At 38.5% G+C, this 25,046-nt stretch carries 23 protein-coding genes; all 23 read right to left on the bottom strand.

Annotation, left to right across the window (positions count from 1 at the left end; all coding sequences use genetic code 11):
* Positions 1-172: 172 nt before the first annotated feature.
* On the bottom strand, positions 173-1,306 hold the full coding sequence (gene ftsZ, locus AC3A54_RS08650; RefSeq protein ID WP_308080251.1) for a cell division protein FtsZ: 1,134 nt from the start codon (positions 1,304-1,306) through the stop codon (positions 173-175).
* Between the two features lie 42 nt (positions 1,307-1,348).
* Positions 1,349-2,653, bottom strand: coding sequence for a cell division protein FtsA (gene ftsA / locus AC3A54_RS08645; RefSeq protein ID WP_308080252.1), 1,305 nt, complete (start codon positions 2,651-2,653; stop codon positions 1,349-1,351).
* Between the two features lie 127 nt (positions 2,654-2,780).
* Complete coding sequence (locus tag AC3A54_RS08640; protein WP_308080253.1) at positions 2,781-3,143, bottom strand: small basic family protein; 363 nt, start codon at positions 3,141-3,143, stop codon at positions 2,781-2,783.
* A complete protein-coding gene (locus AC3A54_RS08635) occupies positions 3,143-3,874 on the bottom strand; it encodes a DUF881 domain-containing protein (protein WP_335544796.1) in 732 nt (243 codons plus the stop codon). Before AC3A54_RS08635 ends, AC3A54_RS08640 begins: the two co-directional genes overlap by 1 nt.
* 55 nt (positions 3,875-3,929) lie before the next feature.
* Complete coding sequence (locus AC3A54_RS08630; protein WP_308080255.1) at positions 3,930-4,640, bottom strand: DUF881 domain-containing protein; 711 nt, start codon at positions 4,638-4,640, stop codon at positions 3,930-3,932.
* Complete coding sequence (locus AC3A54_RS08625; protein ID WP_335544841.1) at positions 4,627-5,406, bottom strand: cell division protein FtsQ/DivIB; 780 nt, start codon at positions 5,404-5,406, stop codon at positions 4,627-4,629. Before AC3A54_RS08625 ends, AC3A54_RS08630 begins: the two co-directional genes overlap by 14 nt.
* A 230-nt stretch (positions 5,407-5,636) precedes the next feature.
* Positions 5,637-6,545 carry a UDP-N-acetylmuramate dehydrogenase gene (gene murB, locus AC3A54_RS08620; RefSeq protein ID WP_487654147.1) on the bottom strand — a complete coding sequence of 303 codons (909 nt, stop codon included), beginning with the start codon at positions 6,543-6,545 and terminating at the stop codon, positions 5,637-5,639.
* A gap of 60 nt (positions 6,546-6,605) precedes the next feature.
* The gene (gene murG, locus AC3A54_RS08615; RefSeq protein WP_487654146.1) at positions 6,606-7,709 is read right to left on the bottom strand and encodes an undecaprenyldiphospho-muramoylpentapeptide beta-N-acetylglucosaminyltransferase; all 1,104 of its coding nucleotides are present in this window, start codon (positions 7,707-7,709) and stop codon (positions 6,606-6,608) included.
* A gap of 338 nt (positions 7,710-8,047) precedes the next feature.
* Entirely contained in the window at positions 8,048-9,148 is a 1,101-nt protein-coding gene (gene spoVE, locus AC3A54_RS08610; protein WP_308080258.1) for a stage V sporulation protein E, read from the bottom strand.
* A gap of 72 nt (positions 9,149-9,220) precedes the next feature.
* Entirely contained in the window at positions 9,221-10,573 is a 1,353-nt protein-coding gene (murD, locus tag AC3A54_RS08605) for a UDP-N-acetylmuramoyl-L-alanine--D-glutamate ligase (protein WP_335544793.1), read from the bottom strand.
* On the bottom strand, positions 10,574-11,551 hold the full coding sequence (gene mraY / locus AC3A54_RS08600; protein WP_487654145.1) for a phospho-N-acetylmuramoyl-pentapeptide-transferase: 978 nt from the start codon (positions 11,549-11,551) through the stop codon (positions 10,574-10,576).
* Position 11,552: 1 nt separating this feature from the next.
* Entirely contained in the window at positions 11,553-12,002 is a 450-nt protein-coding gene (locus tag AC3A54_RS08595) for a hypothetical protein (RefSeq protein WP_308080261.1), read from the bottom strand.
* Positions 12,003-12,004: 2 nt separating this feature from the next.
* Positions 12,005-13,465, bottom strand: a complete 1,461-nt coding sequence (locus AC3A54_RS08590; RefSeq protein ID WP_487654144.1) for a UDP-N-acetylmuramoyl-L-alanyl-D-glutamate--2,6-diaminopimelate ligase — start codon at positions 13,463-13,465, stop codon at positions 12,005-12,007.
* Between the two features lie 187 nt (positions 13,466-13,652).
* The gene (locus tag AC3A54_RS08585; RefSeq protein WP_308080263.1) at positions 13,653-15,572 is read right to left on the bottom strand and encodes a stage V sporulation protein D; all 1,920 of its coding nucleotides are present in this window, start codon (positions 15,570-15,572) and stop codon (positions 13,653-13,655) included.
* 134 nt (positions 15,573-15,706) lie between these two features.
* Positions 15,707-17,953: a penicillin-binding protein gene (locus tag AC3A54_RS08580; protein WP_487654143.1), complete on the bottom strand. Its 2,247-nt coding sequence runs from the start codon at positions 17,951-17,953 to the stop codon at positions 15,707-15,709.
* Positions 17,950-18,312: a cell division protein FtsL gene (ftsL, locus tag AC3A54_RS08575; RefSeq protein ID WP_308080265.1), complete on the bottom strand. Its 363-nt coding sequence runs from the start codon at positions 18,310-18,312 to the stop codon at positions 17,950-17,952. Before ftsL ends, AC3A54_RS08580 begins: the two co-directional genes overlap by 4 nt.
* A gap of 250 nt (positions 18,313-18,562) precedes the next feature.
* Positions 18,563-19,495, bottom strand: coding sequence for a 16S rRNA (cytosine(1402)-N(4))-methyltransferase RsmH (gene rsmH / locus AC3A54_RS08570; RefSeq protein ID WP_487654142.1), 933 nt, complete (start codon positions 19,493-19,495; stop codon positions 18,563-18,565).
* Positions 19,496-19,558: 63 nt separating this feature from the next.
* A complete protein-coding gene (mraZ, locus tag AC3A54_RS08565) occupies positions 19,559-19,990 on the bottom strand; it encodes a division/cell wall cluster transcriptional repressor MraZ (RefSeq protein ID WP_307289041.1) in 432 nt (143 codons plus the stop codon).
* A gap of 156 nt (positions 19,991-20,146) precedes the next feature.
* Complete coding sequence (gene bshC, locus AC3A54_RS08560) at positions 20,147-21,781, bottom strand: bacillithiol biosynthesis cysteine-adding enzyme BshC (RefSeq protein ID WP_487654141.1); 1,635 nt, start codon at positions 21,779-21,781, stop codon at positions 20,147-20,149.
* Positions 21,782-21,867: 86 nt separating this feature from the next.
* Positions 21,868-22,263, bottom strand: a complete 396-nt coding sequence (locus AC3A54_RS08555) for a DUF3397 domain-containing protein (protein ID WP_487654140.1) — start codon at positions 22,261-22,263, stop codon at positions 21,868-21,870.
* A complete protein-coding gene (locus AC3A54_RS08550) occupies positions 22,260-23,162 on the bottom strand; it encodes a 2-dehydropantoate 2-reductase (protein WP_487654139.1) in 903 nt (300 codons plus the stop codon). The genes AC3A54_RS08555 and AC3A54_RS08550 overlap by 4 nt, the downstream gene beginning before the upstream one ends.
* Before the next feature lie 110 nt (positions 23,163-23,272).
* Positions 23,273-24,814: an acyl-CoA carboxylase subunit beta gene (locus AC3A54_RS08545; RefSeq protein ID WP_487654138.1), complete on the bottom strand. Its 1,542-nt coding sequence runs from the start codon at positions 24,812-24,814 to the stop codon at positions 23,273-23,275.
* 18 nt (positions 24,815-24,832) lie between these two features.
* Positions 24,833-25,045: an acetyl-CoA carboxylase biotin carboxyl carrier protein subunit gene (locus AC3A54_RS08540; RefSeq protein ID WP_309865228.1), complete on the bottom strand. Its 213-nt coding sequence runs from the start codon at positions 25,043-25,045 to the stop codon at positions 24,833-24,835.
* Between the last annotated feature and the right edge of the window lies 1 nt (position 25,046).

The following is a 25,046-nucleotide window of genomic DNA, read 5'->3' as shown; positions in this document are numbered from 1 at the left end:
TGCGCCTGCGGGGTCTCCCCTGAACCCTACTCCCACAGGAGTCTTCGCGCCTTCCGCTCCAATCAACAGGGTAAAAAAATTAACACTGTTCTTTAACACAGCTAAACAAAAAAAGCATGGTCCGAGTTTGGACCATGCTTTTAATAGTTTTTTATAGTGCTACCGCTTTAGATTATCTTCTACGGTTACGGTTTCTTAAGAATGTCGGAATATCTAATGTTTCCTCTTGGGCTACATTCGTATTACGAACTGGTTCTTGTGGAGCTTCTTCACGTTTGTGCTCTCTCTTAACAGTTCCTACAGCAGGTTTTGCTTGTCCAAAGGATGGACGTGTTACTTTTGGTTGTGAACCTTCTTCGTTAAAACCAGTGGCAATGACGGTTACAATAATCTCATCTTTCAAGTTTTCATTAATTACGGAACCGAAAATCATATTCACTTCTTGGTCAGATGCTGTTGCAACAATATCAGCAGCCTCTTGCACCTCATAAAGACTTAAGTTAGTTCCCCCAGTAATATTCATTAGAACACCCTGAGCCCCATCAATAGAGGTTTCTAATAAAGGTGAGCTGATTGCTTTCTTTGCTGCCTCTGCTGCACGGTTTTCTCCTGCAGAGACACCAATTCCCATTAAGGCAGAGCCTTTATTTGACATAATCGTTTTTACGTCAGCAAAGTCTAAATTGATTAATCCAGGAACAGCGATCAAATCAGAAATACCTTGAACCCCTTGACGAAGAACATTGTCTGCCTCGCGGAAAGCTTCAAGCATTGGAGTGCTTTTATCAACAATTTCAAGAAGGCGGTCATTTGGAATGACGATTAATGTATCAACCGCTTCTTTCATTGATCCAATTCCACCAGAAGCCTGGTTTGAACGTTTTTTACCTTCAAAAGTAAATGGACGTGTAACAACACCCACTGTTAACGCACCAAGGTCACGAGCGATTTGAGCAATAACTGGTGCTGCACCAGTACCTGTACCGCCACCCATACCAGCAGTAACAAACACCATATCAGCACCTCTAAGTGCTTCCTCTAATTGTTCCTTACTTTCTTCTGCGGCCTTTTTACCAACCTCTGGATTAGCACCTGCTCCAAGACCACGAGTCAACTTCGCACCAATCTGCATTTTGACTTCAGCTTTGGAAAGGTTTAAGGCTTGTGCATCAGTGTTTACTGCGATAAATTCAACACCTTGAACGCCATGCTCAATCATTCTGTTTACCGCGTTGTTTCCTCCGCCGCCAACCCCGATAACTTTTATTGTTGCAAGAGAATCTAAATTTGTATCAAATTCTAACATGACAAATCCTCCTAATTCGCCGATTTTCTTTTTCGAGGATGTTTATTCGAAAAAGTAACCAAGGAATTTTTTTACTTTTGATGACATCTTATCTTCCGGATGTTTTTCTACTTTTGCTTTAGGTTGATGTTGTTGTTTTGGTGTTCTTTTTTCAGTTGGTTCAGCTACCACAGATGCACCCGTACCACCAATATTTCCACCTGGTAATCTACCATTCTTGTAAGCATATTTAATTAAACCAACCGCCGTTGTATATTGAGGTTCTCTTACACCAATATAGTCTGGTACCGCAAGGCGAACAGGATTTTGGAACATATCCTGTGCGAGTTCCAATACCCCTTGCATTTTTGCTGTTCCACCTGTTAATACAAAACCACCTGGTAACTCTGTTACACCTAAACGCTTCAGTTCATTAACAATTAATTCAAATATTTCTTCCATTCTAGCTTCAATAATTTCAGATAAATAGAGCTGGTTAAATTGTTGATGTTGATCACTGCCAATAATAGGAACACTGAAAAACTCATCTTCAGAAGCAATATCATAGAAGGCATGTCCGTATTTAACCTTAATTTTCTCAGCATCCTCTGTTGAGGTGTGCAAAACTTTTGAAAGGTCGTTCGTTAATAAATCTCCACCAACAGGAATTACACTTGTCGCCTTTAAAAATCCTTCCTCAAATACAGCGATAGTAGTAGAACCTCCGCCAATATCGATGAGGGCAACACCTAGATTTTTTTCATCTTTGGATAAAGCATAATCTCCTGCAGCTAACGGCTGAAGAACAATGTCTACTATCTCAAGGCCTGCTCGTTCTACACAGCGTAATGTATTTATGATGATAGATTTAGATCCAGTAATAAGTGTACCATCCATTTCTAGACGAACACCAATCATTCCACGAGGATCGTTAATTTCATCTTTACCATCTAAAATGAATTGTTTTCGAATCACACCAATGTTTTCTCGTTCAGGTGGAATGGATCCCACATGTGATGCTTCAATGACACGAATGACATCTTCATTCGTAATTTCTCGGTTTTGGCTGGATACAGCGACAATCCCATGACAGTGCTGAAGCATTACATTATGACCTGATATTCCGACTACCACTTCTCTAATCTCCATGCCAATCATTCTTTCTGCCTGTTCAATCGCCCGCTTAATAGAATGAACGGTATCGTCCATGTCAACAATCGATCCCTTACGTAATCCTTCAGATTTCACATTGCCAACACCAATTATATTTAACGAGTCTTTGCCCGAGTCATTGACCATTTCACCAATGATAACTTTTACACTGGATGTACCGATGTCAAGACTTACGTATATTTCATTGCTGTTCATTCTTTGGCACCTCCTTTTAATCTCCTTGGGTAGAACAACAACAATTCAATTTTGTTCATTAATAGATTCTCATAGTAATATCTTATAAAATTATTCGTCACAACTACATATTTCCCTTTAAAAAAGTTCAATTTTTTTCTATTTTTTCTTTGTTTGTTGACCATTTTGTTAATAATATTCGTCTTATGACGGCGATATTTTGAAACAACCTGACACCAAACGCAAAAACTGCTGCTAAATACAAGTCTACACCAAGATGAACACCGAGAAAAGCTAAACTTGCTGCAAGCATTATATTAAAAAAGAACCCAGATACAAATACCTTTTCATCATAAATATTTTGCAAATGAGCCCTTATTCCCCCAAAAAGTGTGTCGAAGGCAGCTAATACAGCAATTGATAAATAATTTGAGTATTCTTCAGGAATACTTATTTCTGTTAACAGTCCAAGGAAGATCCCGATCACAAGTCCCACTAACGGAAGCCACATTAGGAACCGCCTCCTTCCTTTATCGGTTCCATATGCCTAATCCTAATTGGATTCTCATAAGCAGGAACAGTAATATTTGGACTAGGTGAAGAAACATTGAGTCTTAAGCTTTCAGCAAAGAATTCATCTCTAGCCTTTGAAACCTTCATTTGGTTTGATAATTTTTCGGCATTGTTCATCGAATCTACACCCACCTTAACCTCAACCGGCAGGGTCCTAATTGTATGACCATCAATCTTTGTTTCCCTATTTATATCCCTAATAACCGTGGTATTTATAATTCGTTGACCATCAATGGAAACATATTTTGCTTCATACATATTAAGTTCATTCAATAGTCTTTTAAGCAATTCAGGGGAAACAACTGTTGTTGCCACAGGTGTTCCTAGCTGTACATCCTCGATGACCGGCTCAATATGTAAGGTGATTCCCGGACCTGAAACCTCAGTCAAGCCTGCCTCCGTCTTTAGCTCCTTAAGTGTATCCCGTAACGCCTGCTCCTTACTCTGTTTCCGCTTAGATTCATAGGCTGATAGTTTTTCTTCATTTGAGCGGATTTCACTTAATAAGTTAGACTGTAGCTCTTTTTCTTTGAGCAATGCCTCACGGAGCTGCCAAACATCTCTTGTATCACGTTCTTCAGGCTTCTTCACGGTTTGAAATTGAATTGCAATCATAAAACCAACCACAGCAGCAATTAACGTAAAACTCAAATTCTTCGGCTTGTCCACTTTTTTCACCTAACCTTTTAAATTAATCCTCATGTGGACACATTTTACCCTCAACTTAACTTCCTAATATTGGGTTCAACACGATTTCATCTTCTTTTTCCAAGGAAAAAACCAAATTATCGTTTACCAGCTGGTCTTTTACTCCGCCTGTTAGGTTTAATGATGAAGTTAATACTTCTGGGTCACCAATAGCTGTAATGACAAATGGCGCGGGGTGTGGGACTCCATCCACAGTAATGACTGGTCCATTGCAAACAATGTACGAATGACTTGTTAACCTCTGTCCATTAATAGCAACCGCCGCTGCCCCGGAAATATATAATTCATTAATAACCTTAAAAACATGGTGTTCATGAACAAGATAATTGTTCACATTATCTTCCTTCGGATCATAGGCACCATCTGTCAAAGTAATCTTAACGCCTTTTCCTTTTACCTTGACTTTTCCGAGGTACATCCTGTACTTTTCTGCATCTTCTGCTAGGTTTAAAAATACTTGTGTTTCTTTAGCAAGATCCTTCTCGTTTTTTAATACCTTGTCCTGTTTTTGGTTTAGTTCCTTTTGTAGCTTGCGATTTGTCTCCTCTTGGGCAATCAATTGATTTCTTAATCCAAGAGTTTTTTCATATTGTTTGCCTGACAAACTAGGCTTTTCTTTTTGATTCTCCAGTTGGGTCAAATGATAAGAAAAGGCAATCATAAACCCCAAAACTAAGCAGACAAGGGACAAGATCACGTGTTTACCCCTTACCTTAATTTTCTTCAACTTCTTTTTCCTCCACTTCTGGTTCAAAAGCCTTAAAATAAGAGCCTACTTCCAAATCAATTATCCCTTTTTTATTAGGATCTAATTGGCTAATGATTGAGGGATAATGCACCATTTTTTCCGAAAAGCTTCTGAGAGTTGCACTTACCTCAAAGCCATCATTCATAAACAAGGAAATGTGATACTGGTCTGTTTTTTTCGGAGAATAATGAATTTCAGAAATGGAGTTTAAAATTTCACTCGGGAGATTTTGTAACTCTTTTACCATTTCGTTTAGGGCTTTCCCTTCTTTGAATTCGAAAAGAATTGGAGAATTAACTGGGATTTTTTCCTCATTTCTATCTTTCAAAATTTTACCATTTTCCATAACTGGATAATAGTTTGATTCCTGTTTAAGATACGCTATTCTTTTATGTTCTCTAACTTGAATTTGAACTGTGTTTGGCCATTGAATCTTTATATCTGTCTCTTTTATTTCGGATAAGCCCTGTAATTTCGAAGAAACCTCACTCTTCTTGACTTTCCATATATTCGTAGTCTTAGAAATACCACTCTTGCTAATAATTTCAGAGTCAGTATAAACTTCATTGCCTTCTATCCTAATTGTCTTTACATGGCTTAATGGGGATTGTGTATAAGCGATAATTACTATCATTGTAAAAAACAAAAATAGCAGGAGCACCAGCCTTTTGTTTGCTTTTCGTCGTCTTTGCTCCTTTAACTTAGGAATACGATCCTCTAGAGCAACAATTTTACCTTTTTCCATCATAATTCCTCCAAATGAAAAGCCTTAGCTTGGGGGCGCTGGTTGCCCTACACTATAAAGCCCATAAAGCATGTCTATAAGTTCGGCTACGTTCTCTATAGAAAGTGAAACAACGGCACGAAAACTCATGCCGTCATTCATTTTCTTCCTAGTTTCCATCTGTAATATTATCAGTAATTATAACACAATATTTGTCATTAGTAAGAGATTTCTTACAATAAATACAAGGATTATTTACGTCCGACTATTTCAACCTCTGTTTCCATTTTTACTCCATAGAGGTTAAAAATCGTATCCTTAATATGCTGAATTAAGGCTAAGACATCTGCGGCAGTGGCGTTCCCTGCATTTACAATAAAGTTACCGTGCATTTCAGAAATTTTTGCTCCACCCATGCTAAATCCCTTTAGACCAGCCGTTTCAATAAGTTTCCCTGCATAGTTAGGAAGTGGATTACGGAAAATACTACCAGCACAAGGGAAATTCCATGGTTGCGTTTCTTTTCGATAATCCTTGTTTTTTTGCATTTGTGCCACAATGGCTGCCCTATCACCTTCTGTAAGATCAAAAACAGACTCAACCACTACTCCTGGCCGTTTGTTCTGTAATACAGAGGTCCTGTAGGAAAATTTCATTTCCTCATTTGACAGCCATTCCATAGACCCATTTTCAAATAGAACATGAGCCCTAGTTAGAATCTTACTAATGTCTGATCCATGTGCACCAGCGTTCATATAAACTGCTCCACCAACTGATCCGGGTATACCACTAGCAAACTCGAGTCCTGCTAAACCTTTTTTACTGATAAGTGTTGCTAAACTTACAAGCGAATGACCGCCACCGACAGTAATTGTTGTCCCTTCGATCTCTAAGTGGTCTAATCCAGAGCTTAGTTTGATTACGACTCCTTCAATACCTTTATCAGATACAAGAAGATTGGATCCACGACCAATCGCTCGCCAATTTAATCCATGCTTATTAATTACAGACATTACTTTCTTTAAATTTTCAACTGAAGAAGGTTCAATAAAAAGGTCTGCAGGACCTCCAATTTTCATAGTGGTATGGTTGGCTAGGAGCTCATTTTCCTTCACCTTCCCAATATTTAGCGTCTGTAATTCTTTTATTATTTCGTCCATTTTTACCACCTAACTTTCCAAGATGCTAATAGTTCAGTTTATGCACTAAAGTAAATTGGGCTACTTTTGATTCGTCTCCACAAGTTCTTTCATTAATGAGTATAGCTTGCTTGCTGAATCCGGAACCCCCATTTTTTTAGCTTTTGCTTTCATTTCAGTTAAATTCTCATTATCTAATAGTATACGGTCAATGTGTGTTACAAGACTTTTACTTGTCAAATCTTTTTCTAACAATAATTCTGCCGCCCCATGATCACTTAAGGATCTAGCGTTCTTTTCTTGATGATTGTTTGTGACATATGGACTTGGAATAAGAATACTTGGAATTCCAAGGGAGGTTAATTCCGCTAGTGTTGTTGCTCCCGCTCTCGAGACAACTAAATCAATACCTGCAAGAACTTCCGGCATGTTATGAATAAAAGGTTTGATCACCACATTCTTGGGATTTCCAACTAACTCTACTTCCTTTTTTACATCCTCAAAATGGGTATCACCCGTTACATAAAGAATTTGATACATTTTTTCTGCAAACTCAGGCAATGCTTTTACTACTGCTTCATTTATTGGACGGGCGCCTCGGCTTCCACCAAAAATTAATACAGCAGGCTTTGTCGTGCTAAGACTAACAGAGAGTCGGCCACGTATTCCATCCTGACCTACGACCTCTGACGCTCGAGGATTTCCGGTAAAAGCAATCTTTTTCTGAGGGAAATAATCCTTTGCCTCTTCGAAACAGATTGCAATTTTATTTACATATCTGCTTAAAAATTTATTTGTCAGACCAGGCACGCTATTTTGTTCATGAATAATCGTGGGTATACGAAGTTTAGCGGCAGCATAAACGACTGGGCCGCATACGTAACCTCCTGTACCGATTACAATGTCCGGCTTAAATGCTTTTAATATTTTTTTACTATCTTGCACACCTTTTAAGAATCTATAAACTGTTTTTACATTTTCGAAAGACAGTTTACGTTTAAAACCAGTTATATGAATCGATTGGAATGCTATATTTTCTCTTGGGACAATTTTACTTTCTAGACCATTAGTTGTACCTATGTATAGAAACTCTGCGTCTTTGTTTTCATTTTGAATTTCTCTAATTAGTGCTAGAGCCGGATATATATGACCGCCAGTCCCTCCACCGCTTACTGCTATTCTCATCTTTTCCACCTCATTAACTATTTAACACCTAATTGCATACCTATATTACTATAAAAATTGAAGAAAGAAAGCAAATGATAAAAGATTGTTAAGTAAATGTAAAGAAGGCCCTAGATAAAATGCTTTTTTAAACCAGTCCGTTGATCTCCGCTCCAGGTGCGAGCGGTTCGTGGGCGTTTCGGCGAGCCTCCTCGGCGCTTGCGCCTGCGGGGTCTCCCCTGACCCGTACTCCCACAGGAGTCTTCGCACCTTCCGCTCCAATCAACTAAGTGCATTTCATCAATATGCTTTATCATAGCCAAATAAAAAGAACCCTGCCACTGAACAGGGTGTCTTTTTCAATATCTTGAATAACGGCTGATATTAAGGAGAACACCGATTGCCATTAACATTAATGTTAGCGAGGAGCCTCCATAGCTTAAAAATGGTAATGTAATTCCTGTGACTGGCATTAGTCCCGTTACAACACCAATATTAATCATTACTTGAATGGCGACCATCGCGATGATTCCAACAGCTAGAAAGCTTCCATACAAGTCTGGAGCACCAAGCGCAATTCGAATGCCCCGCCAAAGCAAGAGAGCAAAAAGTAATAAAATAAACGAGCCACCTATAAATCCTAATTCCTCTGAAAGAATGGCAAAAATAAAATCGGTTTGCGGCTCGGGTAAGTAAAAAAACTTTTGCCGGCTTTCTCCAAGACCAAGTCCAAAAAGCCCCCCTGGACCAATGGCGTATAGCGATTGAATAATTTGAAATCCACTCCCTAAAGGATCGGACCAAGGATCTAAGAAAGAGGTAATCCTCTTTATTCTGTATGGTGCTGAAGCAATTAATCCAACAAACCCAGCAACACCTAATAACCCCAAGAAAGCAAAATGACTAATGCGGGCCCCTGCAATAAAGATCATTACGATACAAGTTCCCATCATGACAGTTCCTGTCCCTAAATCGGGTTGAAGCATAATCATCGCAAAGGCTACAAATGCAAGACCTAAAGAAGGGACAAGCCCCTTCTTAAAGGAGGTAATCAACTTTTGTCGCTCAGACAAATATTTTGCTAAAAAAGCAATCATCGCTAGTTTCATAAATTCAGACGGCTGAATGGAGAAAGCTCCTACTCCAATCCAGCTCCTAGATCCATTACGTACATTCCCTATTCCAGGAATTAATACCAACAATAATAATACAAAACAAACGATTAAAATAGTTTTAGACCATGTTCTCCACGTCCAGTAATTAATGTTCATGATAAAAAACATGGCAACAATTCCGACTCCGGCAAATAGCGTCTGCCTTTTGGCAAAGAAAAAGGAATCGTCAAATTTATATTCAGCCCATATCGCACTTGCGCTGTAAACCATGATTAGCCCTATTGCCAGCAGAGTGAAAGTTACAATCATTAAAATAAAATCAGGAGTTGTTCTCTTTGTCGGCACCACTATACACCTCAACTACGAGTTTTAGGGCTTAGCAGCACCACATGTGAGACCCAAAAGTGGTACAAGCCCTTACTTAAGCTTATGCACCGCTTCGATAAAAATGTCTCCCCTGACTTCAAAAGTTTTATATTGATCCCAGCTAGCACATGCTGGGGAAAGCAATATAACATCACCTGATTCAGAGTATCGATAAGCTTCAGGCACTGCCTTGTCAACATTATCGACACGCTTCATTGTTTTTATTCCCGCTTCGTTACCGACACGTTCCAACTTAGGTGCCGTTTGTCCAAAAGTAATCATTGCTTTCACATTTTTCAAATATGGAAGGAGCTCGTCAAATTCATTACCCCGATCAAGTCCGCCGGCAAGGAGAATAATAGGAGTATCAAATGCAGCAAGTGCATTCACTGTTGCTAAAATATTGGTTGCTTTTGAGTCATTATAAAATTTTCTCCCACTTATTTCCCCAACGTATTGCAAACGATGTTTGACACCCGTAAACGTTCGAAGTACTTCTTGAATAGCCTTATTATCCACACCCGATAGTTTAGCAGCTGCCATAGCAGATAAGATGTTTTCAAGGTTATGTACTCCAGGTAACGCAATTTCTTCTATTTCCATTACCCTTTCACCATTAAAAACGATCCAGCCTTCATCAATATATGCTCCATTCGTCAGCTTCTTTTTAGTGGAAAAAGGAATGATGCTGGCTTTTGAGTGACGGGCAATTTCCATCGTATCTTCTTGATCCGCATTTACTATTAGGTATTCTAGTTCAGTTTGGTTTTTTGTGATATTAGCCTTTGCTTCAATATACTCTTTTCTAGTCCCATGATAGTCTAAATGAGCATCATAAAGGTTGGTAATGATGGCGATTTTCGGATTAAATGTTTCAATCCCCATTAATTGAAAGGATGATAATTCAATGACAATGGTATTTTCTGCGGTTGCTGCTTGAGCAACACCAGAAGCCACCGTTCCGATATTTCCAGCTATTAACGGTGCTTTATTTCCGACATTTAACATTTCATAAACCAAAGTTGTTGTTGTCGTTTTTCCGTTCGTTCCAGTGATACCGACAAATGGTGCTTCTGAAATTTGGTAAGCGAGTTCTACCTCTGTTATAACTGGTATTCCCTTTTCTAGTGCTCCTTCAATCATTGGATTGTAATAAGGAATACCAGGGTTTTTCACAATCAGCTCGAACCCTTCATCAAGAAGTTCAATCGGGTGATCCCCACATATTACTTTAATCCCCTGTTCTAACAACCCTTGTGCCTCAGGATTTTCTGATAGTGGTTTTTTATCATTAACTGTTACAAATGCACCTAGCTTATGAAGTAGGGCAGCGGCGGTTACACCGCTTTTTGCCAAACCAAGTACAAGTATTTTTTTATGACGATAAGATTCAATCTGCTTCAATTACAACCACACCTCTATATAGATTCCAATTACTGCAAAAATTAGTCCAACACTCCAAAAGGTAACAACTACTCTCCATTCTGACCAACCCACTAATTCATAATGGTGATGTAGGGGACTCATTCGGAAAATTCGCTTGCCCGTTGTTTTAAACGAGATGACCTGTAGAATGACCGAAAGTGTTTCAATTACAAAGACGCCCCCGATGATAATTAGCAAGATTTCAAGCTTAGTCAAAATGGCTATTGCAGCAATGGCTCCACCAAGTGCAAGTGAGCCCGTGTCCCCCATGAATACCTTAGCGGGATGTGCGTTAAATACCAGAAAGCCCAGTACAGCACCCACTACTGCCACTGAAAACACTGCAATTTCAAAATTATTTTGATTCCACGCTAATACAGCAAATGCACCAAAAGCAATAGCCGCGGTGCCTGACACCAAGCCGTCTAGTCCATCTGTTAGGTTAACTGCGTTGGAGAAACCAACAAGCCAAAAAATAATGAGTAAAACATAAGTCCATCCTAAATCAAAGGAATAATCACCAAGTGGGAGTTTTATTTCAGTTGACTGTCCTGTATGTTTGAATATTAGGTAGAAGACAACAGAAATAATGATTTGACCTAATAGTTTTTGCTTTGAAGTCAATCCTAAATTCCGTTTTAATACCACTTTAATAAAATCATCTAAAAATCCTAGCAGGCCAAAGCCAAAAGTAACAAATAGTAATAAAAATGTTGTAATAGAGATTTGATCAGAAAATTTCCCTATCATTACTAGCGTTGTAATAATAATAGAAAATAAAATCATGACACCGCCCATTGTAGGCGTACCTGATTTTTTTTGGTGTGATTTAGGACCTTCTTCCCTAATGCTTTGTCCAAATTTCAACCTTCGTAAGAAGGGAATAAAAATCGGAGAAAGTAAAACCGAAATTAAAAATCCCATAACAATTGTGAAGAAAATAACTTGCTCCTTCATTCTATCCCCTCCTTTCTGTATTGTCTTCGCAACGATCAGCTATCATTTTTAACATCACAGCTATATCATATGACTCTTTATTTTTATTAAGAAGTTTTTTATTTGTAAATTTGATGTTAGTTATATCCATAATCTTGTCTGTTTCTCCATCTAGTTTTTCTATATAATAATTTAAAATTTTCCCTATTGCCTCAGAGTAATCATCAGTAATAAATAACGGAAAATGGTTTGGTGTATAACGCGGAAGTTTCTTTCCCCGTTCCCAAACCGCTGCAATGGCACCATTAGCAATTGCTTCTGAAAGCTCTCCAGACTCCTCATTTATTGGCAAAAATAAACCTCTAGGCTGTGCTACATTGGCTTGATCGGACATAGTGTAAAACAACATATCATCCTGAACACCTTGTTTTTCAGAAAACAAATGGACCAAGTCGTTTAAAGCTAAATACATACCTATCTCCCCTCGATTGCTTCCCGAGCAATCAGCCTATCATCAAAATCATGTACAACATTACCAATAATCTGATAGGTTTCATGTCCTTTACCGGCAATTAAAATGACATCACCAGTCGTTGCATTGTTAATTGCAGTAAAAATTGCTTCTTTTCGATCAGGTATAACCTGGTAGCTTTCACCTTGTACCCCTTCTTCCATTTCCTTCAAAATCGCGATCGGGTCTTCACTTCTTGGATTATCCGAAGTAAGAATAGGGTCAGTAGCTAAGCGGCAGGCAATTTGAGCCATTAATGGACGTTTCGTGCGGTCACGATCTCCCCCACAGCCGACAATGACAAAAATCCTTTTCTTTGCGAAGTGCTTAATAGTTTTCAACACATTTTCTAGGCTATCTGGTGTGTGAGCGTAATCCACGATTACTGAAAAATCTTGTCCTGCATTAACCAATTCAAACCGTCCAGCCACACCCTTAACTCCCTCTATGGATTCAATAATCTTATTCAATTCAATCCCTGAAACTAGCGCAGAAGCAATGCTTGCTAAAACGTTATAAACACTGAATTTTCCAATCAGATGCATTTGAATGGGGTAACTGTACTCATTTATAACTAAATTAAATGTAGTACCCTTAGGAGTCATTTGTATGTTTTGTGCTTGAATATCAGATTGGTTGTCGATACCATATGTAACAACATGTGCAGCGGTTGATCTTTGATACATTTCAGATGCTGGGTCATCGGCATTCAAAATAGCAAATTTAGGCTGTCTATGATTATAAGTATTACCGAGTTGGGAAAACAATAAGCTTTTAGCACGTTGGTATTCTTCCATCGTTTTGTGGTAATCAAGGTGGTCCTGAGAAAGATTTGTGAACACTGCTACATCATAATCACAGCCATGGACTCTTCCCATGTCAAGTGCATGTGAAGATACTTCCATAACGGCTGAATCGACACCTGAATCAACCATTTGGTTGAACGTTTTTTGAAGCGTCAAACTTTCTGGAGTTGTGTTTTTCGTTTCCAGTATCTGTTCACCAATTTTCGTATACATTGTACCTATGATTCCTGTTTTCTTACCTGCATCGGCAAATATTTTTTCAATCAAATGACTGGTAGTGGTTTTTCCATTTGTGCCTGTGATTCCAATTAAATGCAGCTTTTTCGTTGGCTGTTCATAAAAGGCATCCGCAAGTACAGACATTGATCTTGTAGTATCCTTTACAAGGATAACAGGTACATCTATTGCTAATGGGCGTTCAGCTAAAACGGCAACCGCACCATTTTCTACAGCAGATTCAGCAAAATCATGGCCGTCCACAGTGTAGCCTTTAATACAAATAAATAAGCTCCCTTTTTGCACCTTCCGATTGTCATTTTCAATCGATGTAATTTCAGGATTTCCCCCTTTGAAGGGAACGATTGGGTGCAAAGACTTTAGTAGCTCTTGTAGTTTCATTTTACCTCAAATCCTCTCATGACAGTACATACATATTGCCAGTATTTACCTCAGTGAGACTACTAGCGAAAGTTCCATCTTATTTTACATTAAATTATTTTATTTTGCTATTTGTTATGTAGGTTTTAAAAAAATTAGGCGGCGGAATAGATTCCGACCGCCCCTAAGGATGACTATTTACTTATTTTTAGTCCCCTTTTCCAAAGTATAACCTTATTTTGGATCCTTCTTTTACTTTTGTTCCTGGGCTAGGGGATTGTCTAACAACCACATCCCCTTCTCCGCTAGGATCAATTCTTAAGTTAATCATCTGCTCCTGAAGTTCGCCTTTTGTGAGACCCACAAGGTCAGGTAATGTTAATAAAGGCGTATCTGGCCACTTTATTTCTTTTTCGATTTGATCTTTACGAGGTTCTATTCCCATTGCACTTAAACTATCCTTCATGATTGCACCTACAATCGGTGCAGTGACGGTACCACCAAATGCGGTAACCCCTTTAGGATTATCAACCGCAACATAAACCACTATTTGGGGATCATCCGCAGGTGCAAAACCCATAAAGGAAACAATAAAGTTATTTTCCAAGTATCTCCCGTTTTGAGCCTTTTGGGCGGTACCCGTCTTTCCGCCAACACGGTAACCTTCCACAAACGCTTTTCCTCCAGTTCCCTGTGCGACCACACTCTCAAGGGCATGGCGGATTTCTTTCGATGTTTCCTCGGTTATAACTCTTCTCTTTTCAACAGGAGTATTCCTCATAACCACTTCTTTCGTAACAGGATCAATTAATTCTTTTGCAATATACGGTTTGTATAATATCCCACCATTTATGGCAGCAGATACTGCGGTTACTTGCTGGATCGGTGTAACGGATACCCCTTGTCCAAAAGCGGTAGTAGCTTGTTCAACCGGACCTACCCGATTTAGATTGAATAGAATCCCTGTCCCTTCCCCTTGTAAATCAATTCCGGTTTTCTGACCAAAACCAAAATCCTTTATATATTTAAAGAGTTTATCCTTGCCTAGACGCTCACCTAATTCTACAAAACCTGGGTTACAAGAGTTTTGTACTACTTCTAAAAAGGATTGGTCCCCATGTCCACCCCTTTTCCAGCATTTTAACCGTGCACCCGCCACTTGAACTGAACCAGAATCATGAAAATGTTCCTTTTCCAGATTAACCTTTCCTTCATTCAACGCAGCTGCGAGTGTAATAATTTTAAAAGTAGAACCTGGTTCGTAAGTAGACCAGACAGGGAGGTTCCTGTTATATATTTCCTGCGGTACATTTCGAAAGTTAGCTGGATCGAAAGTCGGTCTGCTCGACATGGCTAGGATTTCACCATTATTAGGATTCATGGCAATAGCTACTATTCCGTCTGGATTGTATTTCGCCTCTGCAATATCAAGCTCTCTTTCCACAATGGTTTGTATTTTCGAATCTATTGTCAGCTTTAAATCAAGACCATTGACTGGTTGCTCATAATCATCGGCCATGCTATTCATGCGCTCCCCTTTGGCATTCGCATAGAATTTAACCGCACCCCGTTCACCATTTAACTCTTTATCATAGTACTGCTCAAGTCCCATTAATCCTTGGTTATCCACACCTGTAAAACCAAGAACGTGTGACAGATAACTCCCATTCGGATAATGCCGCTTTGAGTCCTCACCTATATATACACCTTCAAGTCCCAGAGCTCTAATTTCTTTTGCCTTTTCATGTGAGATTTTCCTGCCTTCTTTAATCCGTACAGATGATGCACGTTTAGTAATTTCACGATAAGCATTTTCTCTCGACATATTTAATACGGATGCCAGCTTTTCAGCAGTTGTCGCAGGATCCTTAATCTGCCGCGGAATGACATATACAGTTGGTGCACTAATATTTGTTGCTAATGGGATCCCATTCCGGTCGACAATTTGTCCCCGCTCTGGTTCAAAAGGAATATTCCGACTCCAGGATCCCTTTGCTCGATCGGTTAACATATCCCCTAGAACAAATTGTACATATCCAAGTCTAACATCAATAATTAAGAAGGTCAGGAATCCAACGAATAGTGCAATCATTAGTCTCTTACGGACAGTAACATTTGAAACACGCATAGTATAAACGATCCTCCTCTTTCCTGCATTCCATTATCGTTCATTTATATGCTTGTACTTTTTTCAATAGAACGAGCCATTGTTGAAAAAACAGCGTAAAAAAAGAGGTCGACTTTGCAGTCAACCTCTTCAAATCAATCTTTTACCTTTTGTTCCTTGTCATCCGTTTGTTCCTTACCCTTATCAGTCGATGCTTCTTTTTCTTCATTCCACTGTTCTTCAGGGGTTTTCAAATCGACAATGAGGAAATCACCCTCTTTAAGAGGTGATTTTGGTTTAAGATTTTGCTGGGCTACATATCCTTTTCCTTTAGAATTGAGCTTAAGGCCAGCAAGGCTCGCCACCTTCATCACATCTCTTAGTGACCAACCGGTCATATCCGGTGCGGTTAATTCTCCATTTGTTTGGAGGATTACCTTTTCCCCTTCTAATATAGTTGTCCCTGCCTTAGGAAGTTGTCCAATTATTTCTGTTCCGTTTCCAAGCACAACTGTTTCAAAACCTTTTTCCTTTAAGTCCTTAACGGTATCAGTAACGGAGTGTCCTTTTAGATTTGCCATCTTATTAATCGATGCCTTTTCCAGGACAGAAGGCTGTATATTTAAATAGTGTAGGCTATTTTGCATCACAGGATTAAAAACGCCAGATACAGGAATCGCCCCTTGTCCTGCCTCCAAGCCTTCCAATACTGGCTCCTGGACAGCTACATATACGATTAATTTAGGGTCGTCCTTTGGTGCCATCCCTAAGAAGGAAAACATATAACCGTTTACCCCTTTTATATATTTACCATTAGGTCCTGGAATATTAGCGGTTCCAGTTTTGCCTGCAACACTATAACCCTCGATTTTGTAACGGCCACCAGTACCCTTAGGCGAGGTAACAACTGTTTCAAGAATATCTCGCACCTTACTTGCTGTTTCAGCAGAAATTGGAGTTGATACCACCTCTGGTGAAACCTCTTTAATGGTTTCACCTGTATCATGATTGACAATCTTTTCAACCACATGAGGTTGCAACATCTTTCCACCATTAGCAATGGCTGTGGCTGCTTGAATTTGTTGAATCGGTGTAATCGCCGTTCCTTGTCCATATGCAGTAGTAATTTTTTCAATTGGATAGGTAAATTGGATTTTACCAGAGGTTTCATCTGGTAGTTCAATTCCCGTTGGTTTATCAAAGCCAAATTTAGTTAAGTATTCTCTGAACCTTTCAAAGCCCAATTTTTCTTTTGCTATTTTTGCGAATGCAACGTTAGAAGAACGCTGAACTCCCTCTAAGTATGAAATACTTCCCCAACCTGAGCCATTATGGTCATGAATCGCTTTATCCTTATTTGTCACTTTATATGACCCTGATTGATAGTATTCATTTGGATTGAACACATTTTCTTGCACTGCTGCAGCTAATGTGAAAATCTTCATAGTAGAACCTGGTTCAAATGATGTTTCCACCGCTTCATTATGCCAGCTTTTATCGATCCCTTCTTTTGTTTTTGGATGAAAGGAAGGACGCTGACCCATAGCTAAAATTTCTCCTGTTTTTGGATCTGCAACAATGGCAATGATTTTTTTAGGCTTATAATCTTTTGCCACTTTGTTCATTGCATCTTCTAAAAAGGTTTGAATTTTTTTATCAATTGTTAAGTAAACATCATTTCCATTTTTTGCTGGTGTGATTTTCTCTTTTCCATCCGGCAGTAAATAGCCCCATAGATCACTCTCATAATTAATCTTACCATCGACTCCGGTTAATTCCGTGTTTAATGATTTCTCAATTCCCATTTTTCCAATTGATTTATAGGTTTGATCCTTTTGTTCAACACGGTCAGCATAGCCCACTACATGAGAAGCGAACATCCCATTTGGATAAAACCGTTTTGAATCACGAATAAAAGTAATACCTGGGAGTTCTAAGGCTTCAATTTCTTTCTTCGTTTGATGCGTAATATCTTTACCAGCCTTGCCAAACTCTACTTGAAATCTTCCTTTGGAAATTCCCTTTGTTAGGATACTATAAATCTCGGTTTCATCCATTTGAATATATTTAGCTAGTTCTGTTGCCGTTTTCCGCGGATTTTTAACATGTTGAGGCTTTTTAGGGTTTGTTGTCATTTTTTTATCAACAATAGCGATTAATGTATACGCTGCCGTATCCTCGGCGATTACCTCACCATTCCGATCAAAGATTTCTCCCCTAGCTGCTGCCAGTGTCCCTTCCCTGTTATACTTCTGCTGTGCTTTCGCAGCAAGAGGCTGTCCCCCTACTTCTCCAGTAATTTGGATTGAGTAATATCTAAAAAGTAATACAAAAAAGAGCAGGCCGAATATTACAAACAATATCGCTGCTCCAGCATTCATATAGGGCTGTTTCTTGCTCATTTTTCCTGCACAACCTTGACGTTATTTTCGTTTAACACAAGTCCCATTTTCTTTGCTTTTTCATAAATTCGGTCATATGCACTAAGTTCACTAACTTGAACCTGCAAGTCGCCGTTAACCTTCTGTTGTTCCTTCACTTTTGCTTCAACATTCTGAAGATCTTTATTTACTTCATAAATATTAGCCTGGGTAGAAATTAGATGCACGGCACCGAAACAAACCAATCCTGCAAATGCAACTCCAATGATTTTTTCCCCTGGAGTGAGCCAGGATTTTTTTATTTTTATTTCACCAATACTTTTGCTATTTTGTTCAACTTGTTCTTGTTGTTGTTGATACTTCCTGGCAAGATTACTCAATCTTTTCCCCTCCAGATTTTCTTATTTCCAGCTTAAGCACTGTTTTGCCTGTCCTATTTTTAAGGCTGTGTTAAACATGGCTGTTGATTTCCGCTCCAGGCACTTCGCTTTCCGTGGGTGTTTCGGCGAGCCTCCTCGGCGCTTGCGCCTGCGGGGTCTCCCCTGAACCATACTCCCACAGGAGTCTTCGTGCCTTCCGCTCCAATCAACAGGTTATAAAAATCAACAATGTTCTTTAACAAAGCCATTTTTAAAGTTTTTCTGCGATTCTAAGCTTTGCAGAACGGGCGCGATTATTTTCTTCTAACTCTTCTTCCGATGGAAGAATTGGTTTACGTGAGACTAGCTTTAAGATTGGTTTATACTCATCTGGAATTATTGGTAAACCTGGAGGCAAATTAGGTGTTTCACTAGCCTTCTTAAATGCTGCCTTACAAATTCTGTCCTCTAGTGAGTGAAAGGTAATTACACTGATCCTTCCCTCAGGGTTTAGCAAATCAATCGCTTGATTTAATGATTGTTCAAAAACTGCTAATTCATCGTTAACAGCAATTCTGACTGCTTGAAAAATCCTTTTTGCAGGATGTCCCCCTTTTCTTCTTGCCGGTGCAGGGATTCCTGCCTTAATTAATTCAACTAATTCAAAAGTTGTTTCAATCGGTTTTACTTGTCTTGCTGCTTCAATTTTTCGAGCAATTTGTTTTGAGAACTTCTCCTCACCATAGCGGAAAAAGATTCGAACTAAATCTTCATATGCCCAATGGTTGATGACATCATATGCAGAAGTATCTGCTTCATTGTCCATTCTCATATCCAAGGGGGCATCATGATGGTAACTAAAACCTCGTTCAGGCGTGTCCAATTGTGGAGACGAAACCCCTAGGTCATAAAGAACCCCATCAACTTTATAAATCCCGCGACTTTCAAGTTCCTCTTTTAAGTACAAGAAATTGCTTTTAACAATCTCTAATCGACTACCGTATTCAGATAATTTCTCTTTAGCATGTGCGATTGCTGTTTCATCTTGGTCAAATGCAAACAATTTACCATTGTCGCTAAGTCTTGAGAGTATGAGCGAACTATGTCCAGCCCCACCCAAAGTACAATCAACATAAATACCATCCGACTTAATATTTAGTCCGTCAACAGCTTCTTTTAATAACACAGTTGTATGTTCAAACATTTTTCGTACCACCTTTTCCAATCAGCGAAATCTAACAGAAAATATATTAATATAACTTATCCATTATATATCAAAGCCAATCATATTTTCTGCAATTTCCGCAAAAGATTCTTCAGACTGTGTAAAATAGTCTTCCCAAATCTGTTTACTCCAAATTTCGATTCGATTGGAAACACCCAAAATTACGCATTCTTTTTCTAGTTTTGCATATTGCAAAAGTGGTGTAGGGATATTTATTCTTCCTTGCTTATCAAGTTCACTCTCTGTTGCTCCTGAAAAGAAGAAACGAGTAAAAGCACGGGCATCCTTTTTTGTCAGAGGTAAGCCTTTTAATTTCTCTTCAATAAGTCCCCACTCTGATACTGGGTAACCAAATAAACATTGATCCAATCCACGAGTAATGATAAACATGTCGCCAAGTTCATCTCGGAATTTGGAGGGCACAATCAATCGGCCTTTATTATCAATGCTGTGATGGTATTCACCCATGAACATACCCATTACCCCCACTTTCTATAAAAAATGTACCACATTCCCCCACTTTTCACCACCTATTTTTTAACTATTCGCCCCTATTTCTATAAAATCCTTTTTTACCCAGTTGAATTCTTACAAAAAAAAGAAAAACTTCACTGCATTAGTGAAGTTTTTCTACATTTTTATAACCTTATGGCTACCATTAAATTCAAATGCCTCTGTCATGATATCTTTAATAAATGTCAAACCATATTCGTTCAAATAATAAAATACATTCCAAACCCGTTCTTGTGGAAAGCCATCTGGCCTTAACGCAAGATCCACTCGAGCATATTTATTTAATATCACATTATGTCTAAACTTAACCGCATCTTCAAGTTTTGATTGCATAAAGTTAATTTCTTTCAGTAAGTACGTTTCATTCTTCTTTAGCATCGGAAGCAGTCCACGGTCAAGTTCCTCTGTTTTTGCTTCAATAAGTTGATACTGCTCCATTAAGTCAGCTTTTGTCTTTGAAAACATCTCTTCTAACTCTCTATCCTTAATGGTTGAAAGAAAGCCTTCCTTTTCTTGTTCCGTTCCTCTAGTTAAAACATCAGTTATATTTATCTTTAATTCTAAAATATCTGTTTCAACAGACCGATCCAGGAATGTAATATTTAAGCGTGGGACAATCGGCGGCATCTTAATATGAAAATGCTCAAATACAAGTTTTAGCTCTGCCCAGTAGGAAATTTCCCCAGGTCCTGCAATAAATGCTATGGTTGGGAATAGCCATTCTTGCATAAGAGGACGAGTCACCACATTATTGCTTAATTGTTCCGGCTTTGTGTTCACAAGCTCCATTAATTCTTCTTTTGAAAAAGAAGCTGTTCCACTTTTCCCCACAAAACGGTTCGATTCTCGACTGTATTCTAGGAGGATACGCTCATTTTCTTTTTGATCATAAAAAAATAGGTTTGCCGCTTGGTCACTAATATCTATAGTAATCGGGTAGCCTTTATTTCCAATTTGCTTTTGCTGCTCAAGGACCGAAAACGTGATGGTTTCATGTTGTTCTATTTGCTGAGTAAAGAAGTCCCTTTGTATTAAACGAAAATCTTTATTTCCTGAATCAACAATTAACAATCCATAATCTTTGAACAATTCCATAATAATGTTTGCAAAAAAATCAACGAAGTTCTTAGACCTACTAACTTGTTCTTCCGCAAACTGCAAAAGTGTATTTGTATGTTCTGTTTCGCCAAAATTTTCAATGATGTTTTGTACCCATGATACACATACATCTTTATTTAGTTCTATATCCGATACCATTTTCTTTTGGAGTACTCTTTCAGGGTAGGTCCATTTGTCAACTTTTTGGTTAACTGGCACAAATACATGATTTACTTCTTGAAAATCATGGTCTTCCCCAGCAACCCAAAAAACTGGTACCACAGGAACACCTAATTGTCTTTCTTTTTGTTCTGCTAATTTAATAATGGAGATGACCTTATGGATGGAATAAAGCGGTCCTGTTAGAATTCCAGCCTGTTGGCCACCAATGACAACGACGCTATCATTTTGTCTTAATTTTTCTATTGATTTCTTTACAGCCTCTGAAGTTGGAAAGCGTTCCATGAAGGATTCTATGTGTGCAGCTACCTCTCTGCGAGGAAATATTCTACCGCCTAATTCCGCCATTCTTTTCTTATCTTCTTCTACATCATTGTACCGATAGTGAAAAAAAGGCTGGATATCAGCAGATTGTTCCAAATAATTAGAAGCAAACCGATTCGTTGCTGGTAAAGAGAGATTTAAAATCTCCATTTATGTACTCCCTTTCTGGTCACTGATATTCATTCTAAACGAGTATATCACTACCTGCCCTATTTGAAAAAACCATCCGCTCATTTTTATGTTGAAAAGCTAAAAGTGACAACACTTGAAATTACGCCATAAAAAGTGAGGGCAATGTACACTAGAAAAAACAGCATAAAATTAAATCGCCAAAAGCCCTTCATAACCTTTTGAAGAATGATCTCTTCCTTAACTTTCCAATGAACAAGAACAAACATCATTGCTATTACTATCATTATTAGTATTATTAACCAAAACAATGATATTTTCCAAATCGTAACAATTAAAAAATGGACAGAAATGATATATAAAATAGTGGTGTAATCTAGTGCGATATGAAGAGATCTCCGTGAATTTTTTGTTATTATTTTTCCAAATAAAAAGACCAAAATAGAGCCGAAAATTGGTAATGCAAAAAGAACTGTTAACACAGAGGACAGAATACTGCTCACAACACTCCCCCCTTTACTGGTTCTTTTCCCTTAATAAAATGATAGACGTTCTCTAATAGAGGAGCCTGTTTTTCTTGCTTGTTTGCCTCCTCAAGGATAAAACCGAGAATGGCGTCTACTTCTGTCAGCCGATTCGCCTCGATATCTTTTAACATAGAGGAACGATTCTCGGCAGTTTTCTTACAGATTTCCATCACTTGTCGAAGGTGTTCCTCTGGGTGGTCTAAGTTCAAAATGAAGGATATTTCATCAAAAAGGCTCGTTAAAACGCGAAAAAAATATTCATTCTGAATCAATTCCCCATTTTTCACATGCAGAATAGAGGTTAATGGATTGATAACCGCATTAACAATTAATTTATTTATTAGCATCGAATAATAATCTTCTTGTACATGGATTGGAAAATCAGAAGGTACTGCAGCTGAAAAGCTTTGTAAGAAGGAGAAATCCCCTCTAAAAGGCGCCACATTTGTTGCCCCTTCACCATTATGGCTGACAGTAAAGGCATTTTCCTTCAACGCACCATGTTCAACCGTACCTACAAAAATATTTTTATTCTTTAATTCTTTTAACCACTTTAAATGCCCCATACCATTTTGTAAAAATAATAGGTTATCAGGATCTTCAGGAAGCTGATTAATAATCTCTAACACGGGAGTAAGTTGATATTGTTTAACCGTAATAAGGGTTAAATCCTCAGTTCCCTTCCACTTTGAAATTGGAAGTGCCTTGACTAAGGATACCGTTCTTTCGGCTTTTTTTTGAAGAATAATTCCATTTTCATTAATTTGTGAAGCTTGATTTTCAGTCCTTGTATAAATTGTTACCTCATAACTTCTACTGATATAGGATGCAAATAATAGTCCAATTGACCCAGCCCCAATGATTCCAACCTTCATGGTATCCCCTCATTTAGTCGTCTTTACCCACATTTTATCAGATATTGTCAGCATTCTGTAAGTAAGATGAAAAAAAATCCCTTATCGCTATACGACAAGGGATTCTAGAATCAAACTGGGTATACAGGATGCTTTCGGTCACTAAAGTTTAATTCTTTTGATTGATAGTAATCAAAGCGCTGAATAAGCACGTATCTTAATTCGGATGGAGCAACAATTTCATCGACAATTAGCTCTGAAGCCAGCTTGTAAATGTCAATATGCTCCTTATATTCCTTATGTTTTTCTTGAACGAACTTTATTTTTTCCTTCGGATCTTCAATTTCATTAATTTTATTAGAATATACTGCATTTACCGCTGCTTCTGGTCCCATGACTGCAATTTGAGCCGAAGGAAGAGCAATACAGCAATCTGGTTCAAAGGCTGGTCCGGCCATTGCATATAGCCCTGCCCCGTAAGCTTTTCTAACAATAACAGAAATTTTTGGTACTGTTGCAGAGCTCATAGCTGCAATTAACTTGGCTCCATGACGAATAATCCCAGCTCGTTCAACTTTAGTACCAATCATAAATCCTGGAACATCTGCTAAAAACAATAATGGAATATGGAAGGCATCACAAAGCTGAATAAATTTAGCCGCCTTATCAGCAGAATCGACAAATAAAACGCCACCTTTTACTTTCGGTTGGTTAGCTATAATTCCAACAGCTCTTCCATCCATTCTAGCTAACCCGGTGATTAGCTCTGGGGCAAATAATTTCTTCACTTCATAGAAACTATCTTGATCAATGAGTCTATCAATACATTCATACATATCAAAAGGTGCATTTTGATTTTCAGGGATAATTGCTTCTAAATCTCTACCCTCTTTTGGTGCGACGCCATTTGTCCTCTTCGTTTTTTCTTTAAAGCTGGCTGGAAAATAACTAATGTATCTTTTAGCTGATTCAATAGCTTCTTCCTCACTATAGGCAAGAACATCTCCACAACCGCTTACTGAACAGTGCATACGTGCCCCGCCCATTTCCTCCAGCGTTACCTTTTCCCCTATAACCTTTTCAGCCATACGAGGGGATCCTAAATACATGGATGCATTTTGGTCAACCATGATAACAATATCACAGAAAGCTGGGATATATGCTCCTCCGGCAGCGGAAGGCCCAAACAAGATACATACCTGCGGAATCATACCGGAAAGCTTCACCTGATTATAAAATATTTTCCCTGCCCCTCTACGGTTTGGGAACATCTCTAACTGATCAGTAATTCTCGCTCCCGCAGAGTCCACAAGATAAAACAACGGCACCCTCAATTTTTCCGCTACTTCTTGAATACGAATAATTTTTTCAACTGTTCTTGCTCCCCAAGAACCTGCTTTAATGGTAGAATCATTAGCCATGACGCAAACAGTTTGACCATTAATTTTACCAATCGCTGTGACTACACCATCAGCAGGAAGATCAGCTGCTTTAAAATTAGCAAATTTCCCGTCTTCCTCATATTTGCCATCATCAAATAATAGGGCAAGTCTATCACGAACAAACATCTTATTCTGTGATTTCAGCTTTTCATGATATTTAGGGTGTCCGCCAGCCTCGATTTGTTTTCTATTTGCATTTAATTGATCATTTAACATGTTAGTGGTCGTCATTCTGATCCCCCTCTCCTGTTATTCTAATACCATAAGAACATCGCCTTCATTTACGAAGTCACCTATAGTTACCTTTACATTTAACACAGTACCCTCCGTACTGCTCTCGATTGGAATCTCCATTTTCATAGACTCAAGCATTAATACTTCTTGGCCAACATTTACTTGGTCACCATTTGCTACAAAAATATTTAATACCGTACCTGCCATAGTTGCTGTAATTTCTTTCATG

The sequence above is a fragment of the Neobacillus sp. Soil_C_43 genome, from assembly GCF_057656715.1.
Note: the sequence above shows the minus strand (reverse complement) of the source record. Positions and strands in the feature narration are given on the sequence as shown.

What these genes read in the sequence shown, in the direction of transcription:
- ftsA (WP_308080252.1), bottom strand. Translation starts at nt 2,653, where the DNA reads ATGAACAGCAATGAAATATACGTAAGTCTTGACATCGGTACATCCAGT.
- AC3A54_RS08545 (WP_487654138.1), bottom strand. Translation starts at nt 24,814, where the DNA reads ATGACGACCACTAACATGTTAAATGATCAATTAAATGCAAATAGAAAA.
- AC3A54_RS08640 (WP_308080253.1), bottom strand. Translation starts at nt 3,143, where the DNA reads ATGTGGCTTCCGTTAGTGGGACTTGTGATCGGGATCTTCCTTGGACTG.
- AC3A54_RS08590 (WP_487654144.1), bottom strand. Translation starts at nt 13,465, where the DNA reads ATGAAACTACAAGAGCTACTAAAGTCTTTGCACCCAATCGTTCCCTTC.
- mraZ (WP_307289041.1), bottom strand. Translation starts at nt 19,990, where the DNA reads ATGTTCATGGGTGAATACCATCACAGCATTGATAATAAAGGCCGATTG.
- AC3A54_RS08540 (WP_309865228.1), bottom strand. Translation starts at nt 25,045, where the DNA reads ATGAAAGAAATTACAGCAACTATGGCAGGTACGGTATTAAATATTTTT.
- mraY (WP_487654145.1), bottom strand. Translation starts at nt 11,551, where the DNA reads ATGAAGGAGCAAGTTATTTTCTTCACAATTGTTATGGGATTTTTAATT.
- rsmH (WP_487654142.1), bottom strand. Translation starts at nt 19,495, where the DNA reads ATGTTTGAACATACAACTGTGTTATTAAAAGAAGCTGTTGACGGACTA.
- AC3A54_RS08550 (WP_487654139.1), bottom strand. Translation starts at nt 23,162, where the DNA reads ATGAAGGTTGGAATCATTGGGGCTGGGTCAATTGGACTATTATTTGCA.
- AC3A54_RS08625 (WP_335544841.1), bottom strand. Translation starts at nt 5,406, where the DNA reads ATGGAAAAAGGTAAAATTGTTGCTCTAGAGGATCGTATTCCTAAGTTA.
- AC3A54_RS08585 (WP_308080263.1), bottom strand. Translation starts at nt 15,572, where the DNA reads ATGCGTGTTTCAAATGTTACTGTCCGTAAGAGACTAATGATTGCACTA.
- bshC (WP_487654141.1), bottom strand. Translation starts at nt 21,781, where the DNA reads ATGGAGATTTTAAATCTCTCTTTACCAGCAACGAATCGGTTTGCTTCT.
- ftsZ (WP_308080251.1), bottom strand. Translation starts at nt 1,306, where the DNA reads ATGTTAGAATTTGATACAAATTTAGATTCTCTTGCAACAATAAAAGTT.
- AC3A54_RS08595 (WP_308080261.1), bottom strand. Translation starts at nt 12,002, where the DNA reads ATGTATTTAGCTTTAAACGACTTGGTCCATTTGTTTTCTGAAAAACAA.
- AC3A54_RS08580 (WP_487654143.1), bottom strand. Translation starts at nt 17,953, where the DNA reads ATGAGCAAGAAACAGCCCTATATGAATGCTGGAGCAGCGATATTGTTT.
- murB (WP_487654147.1), bottom strand. Translation starts at nt 6,545, where the DNA reads ATGGACGAAATAATAAAAGAATTACAGACGCTAAATATTGGGAAGGTG.
- murG (WP_487654146.1), bottom strand. Translation starts at nt 7,709, where the DNA reads ATGAGAATAGCAGTAAGCGGTGGAGGGACTGGCGGTCATATATATCCG.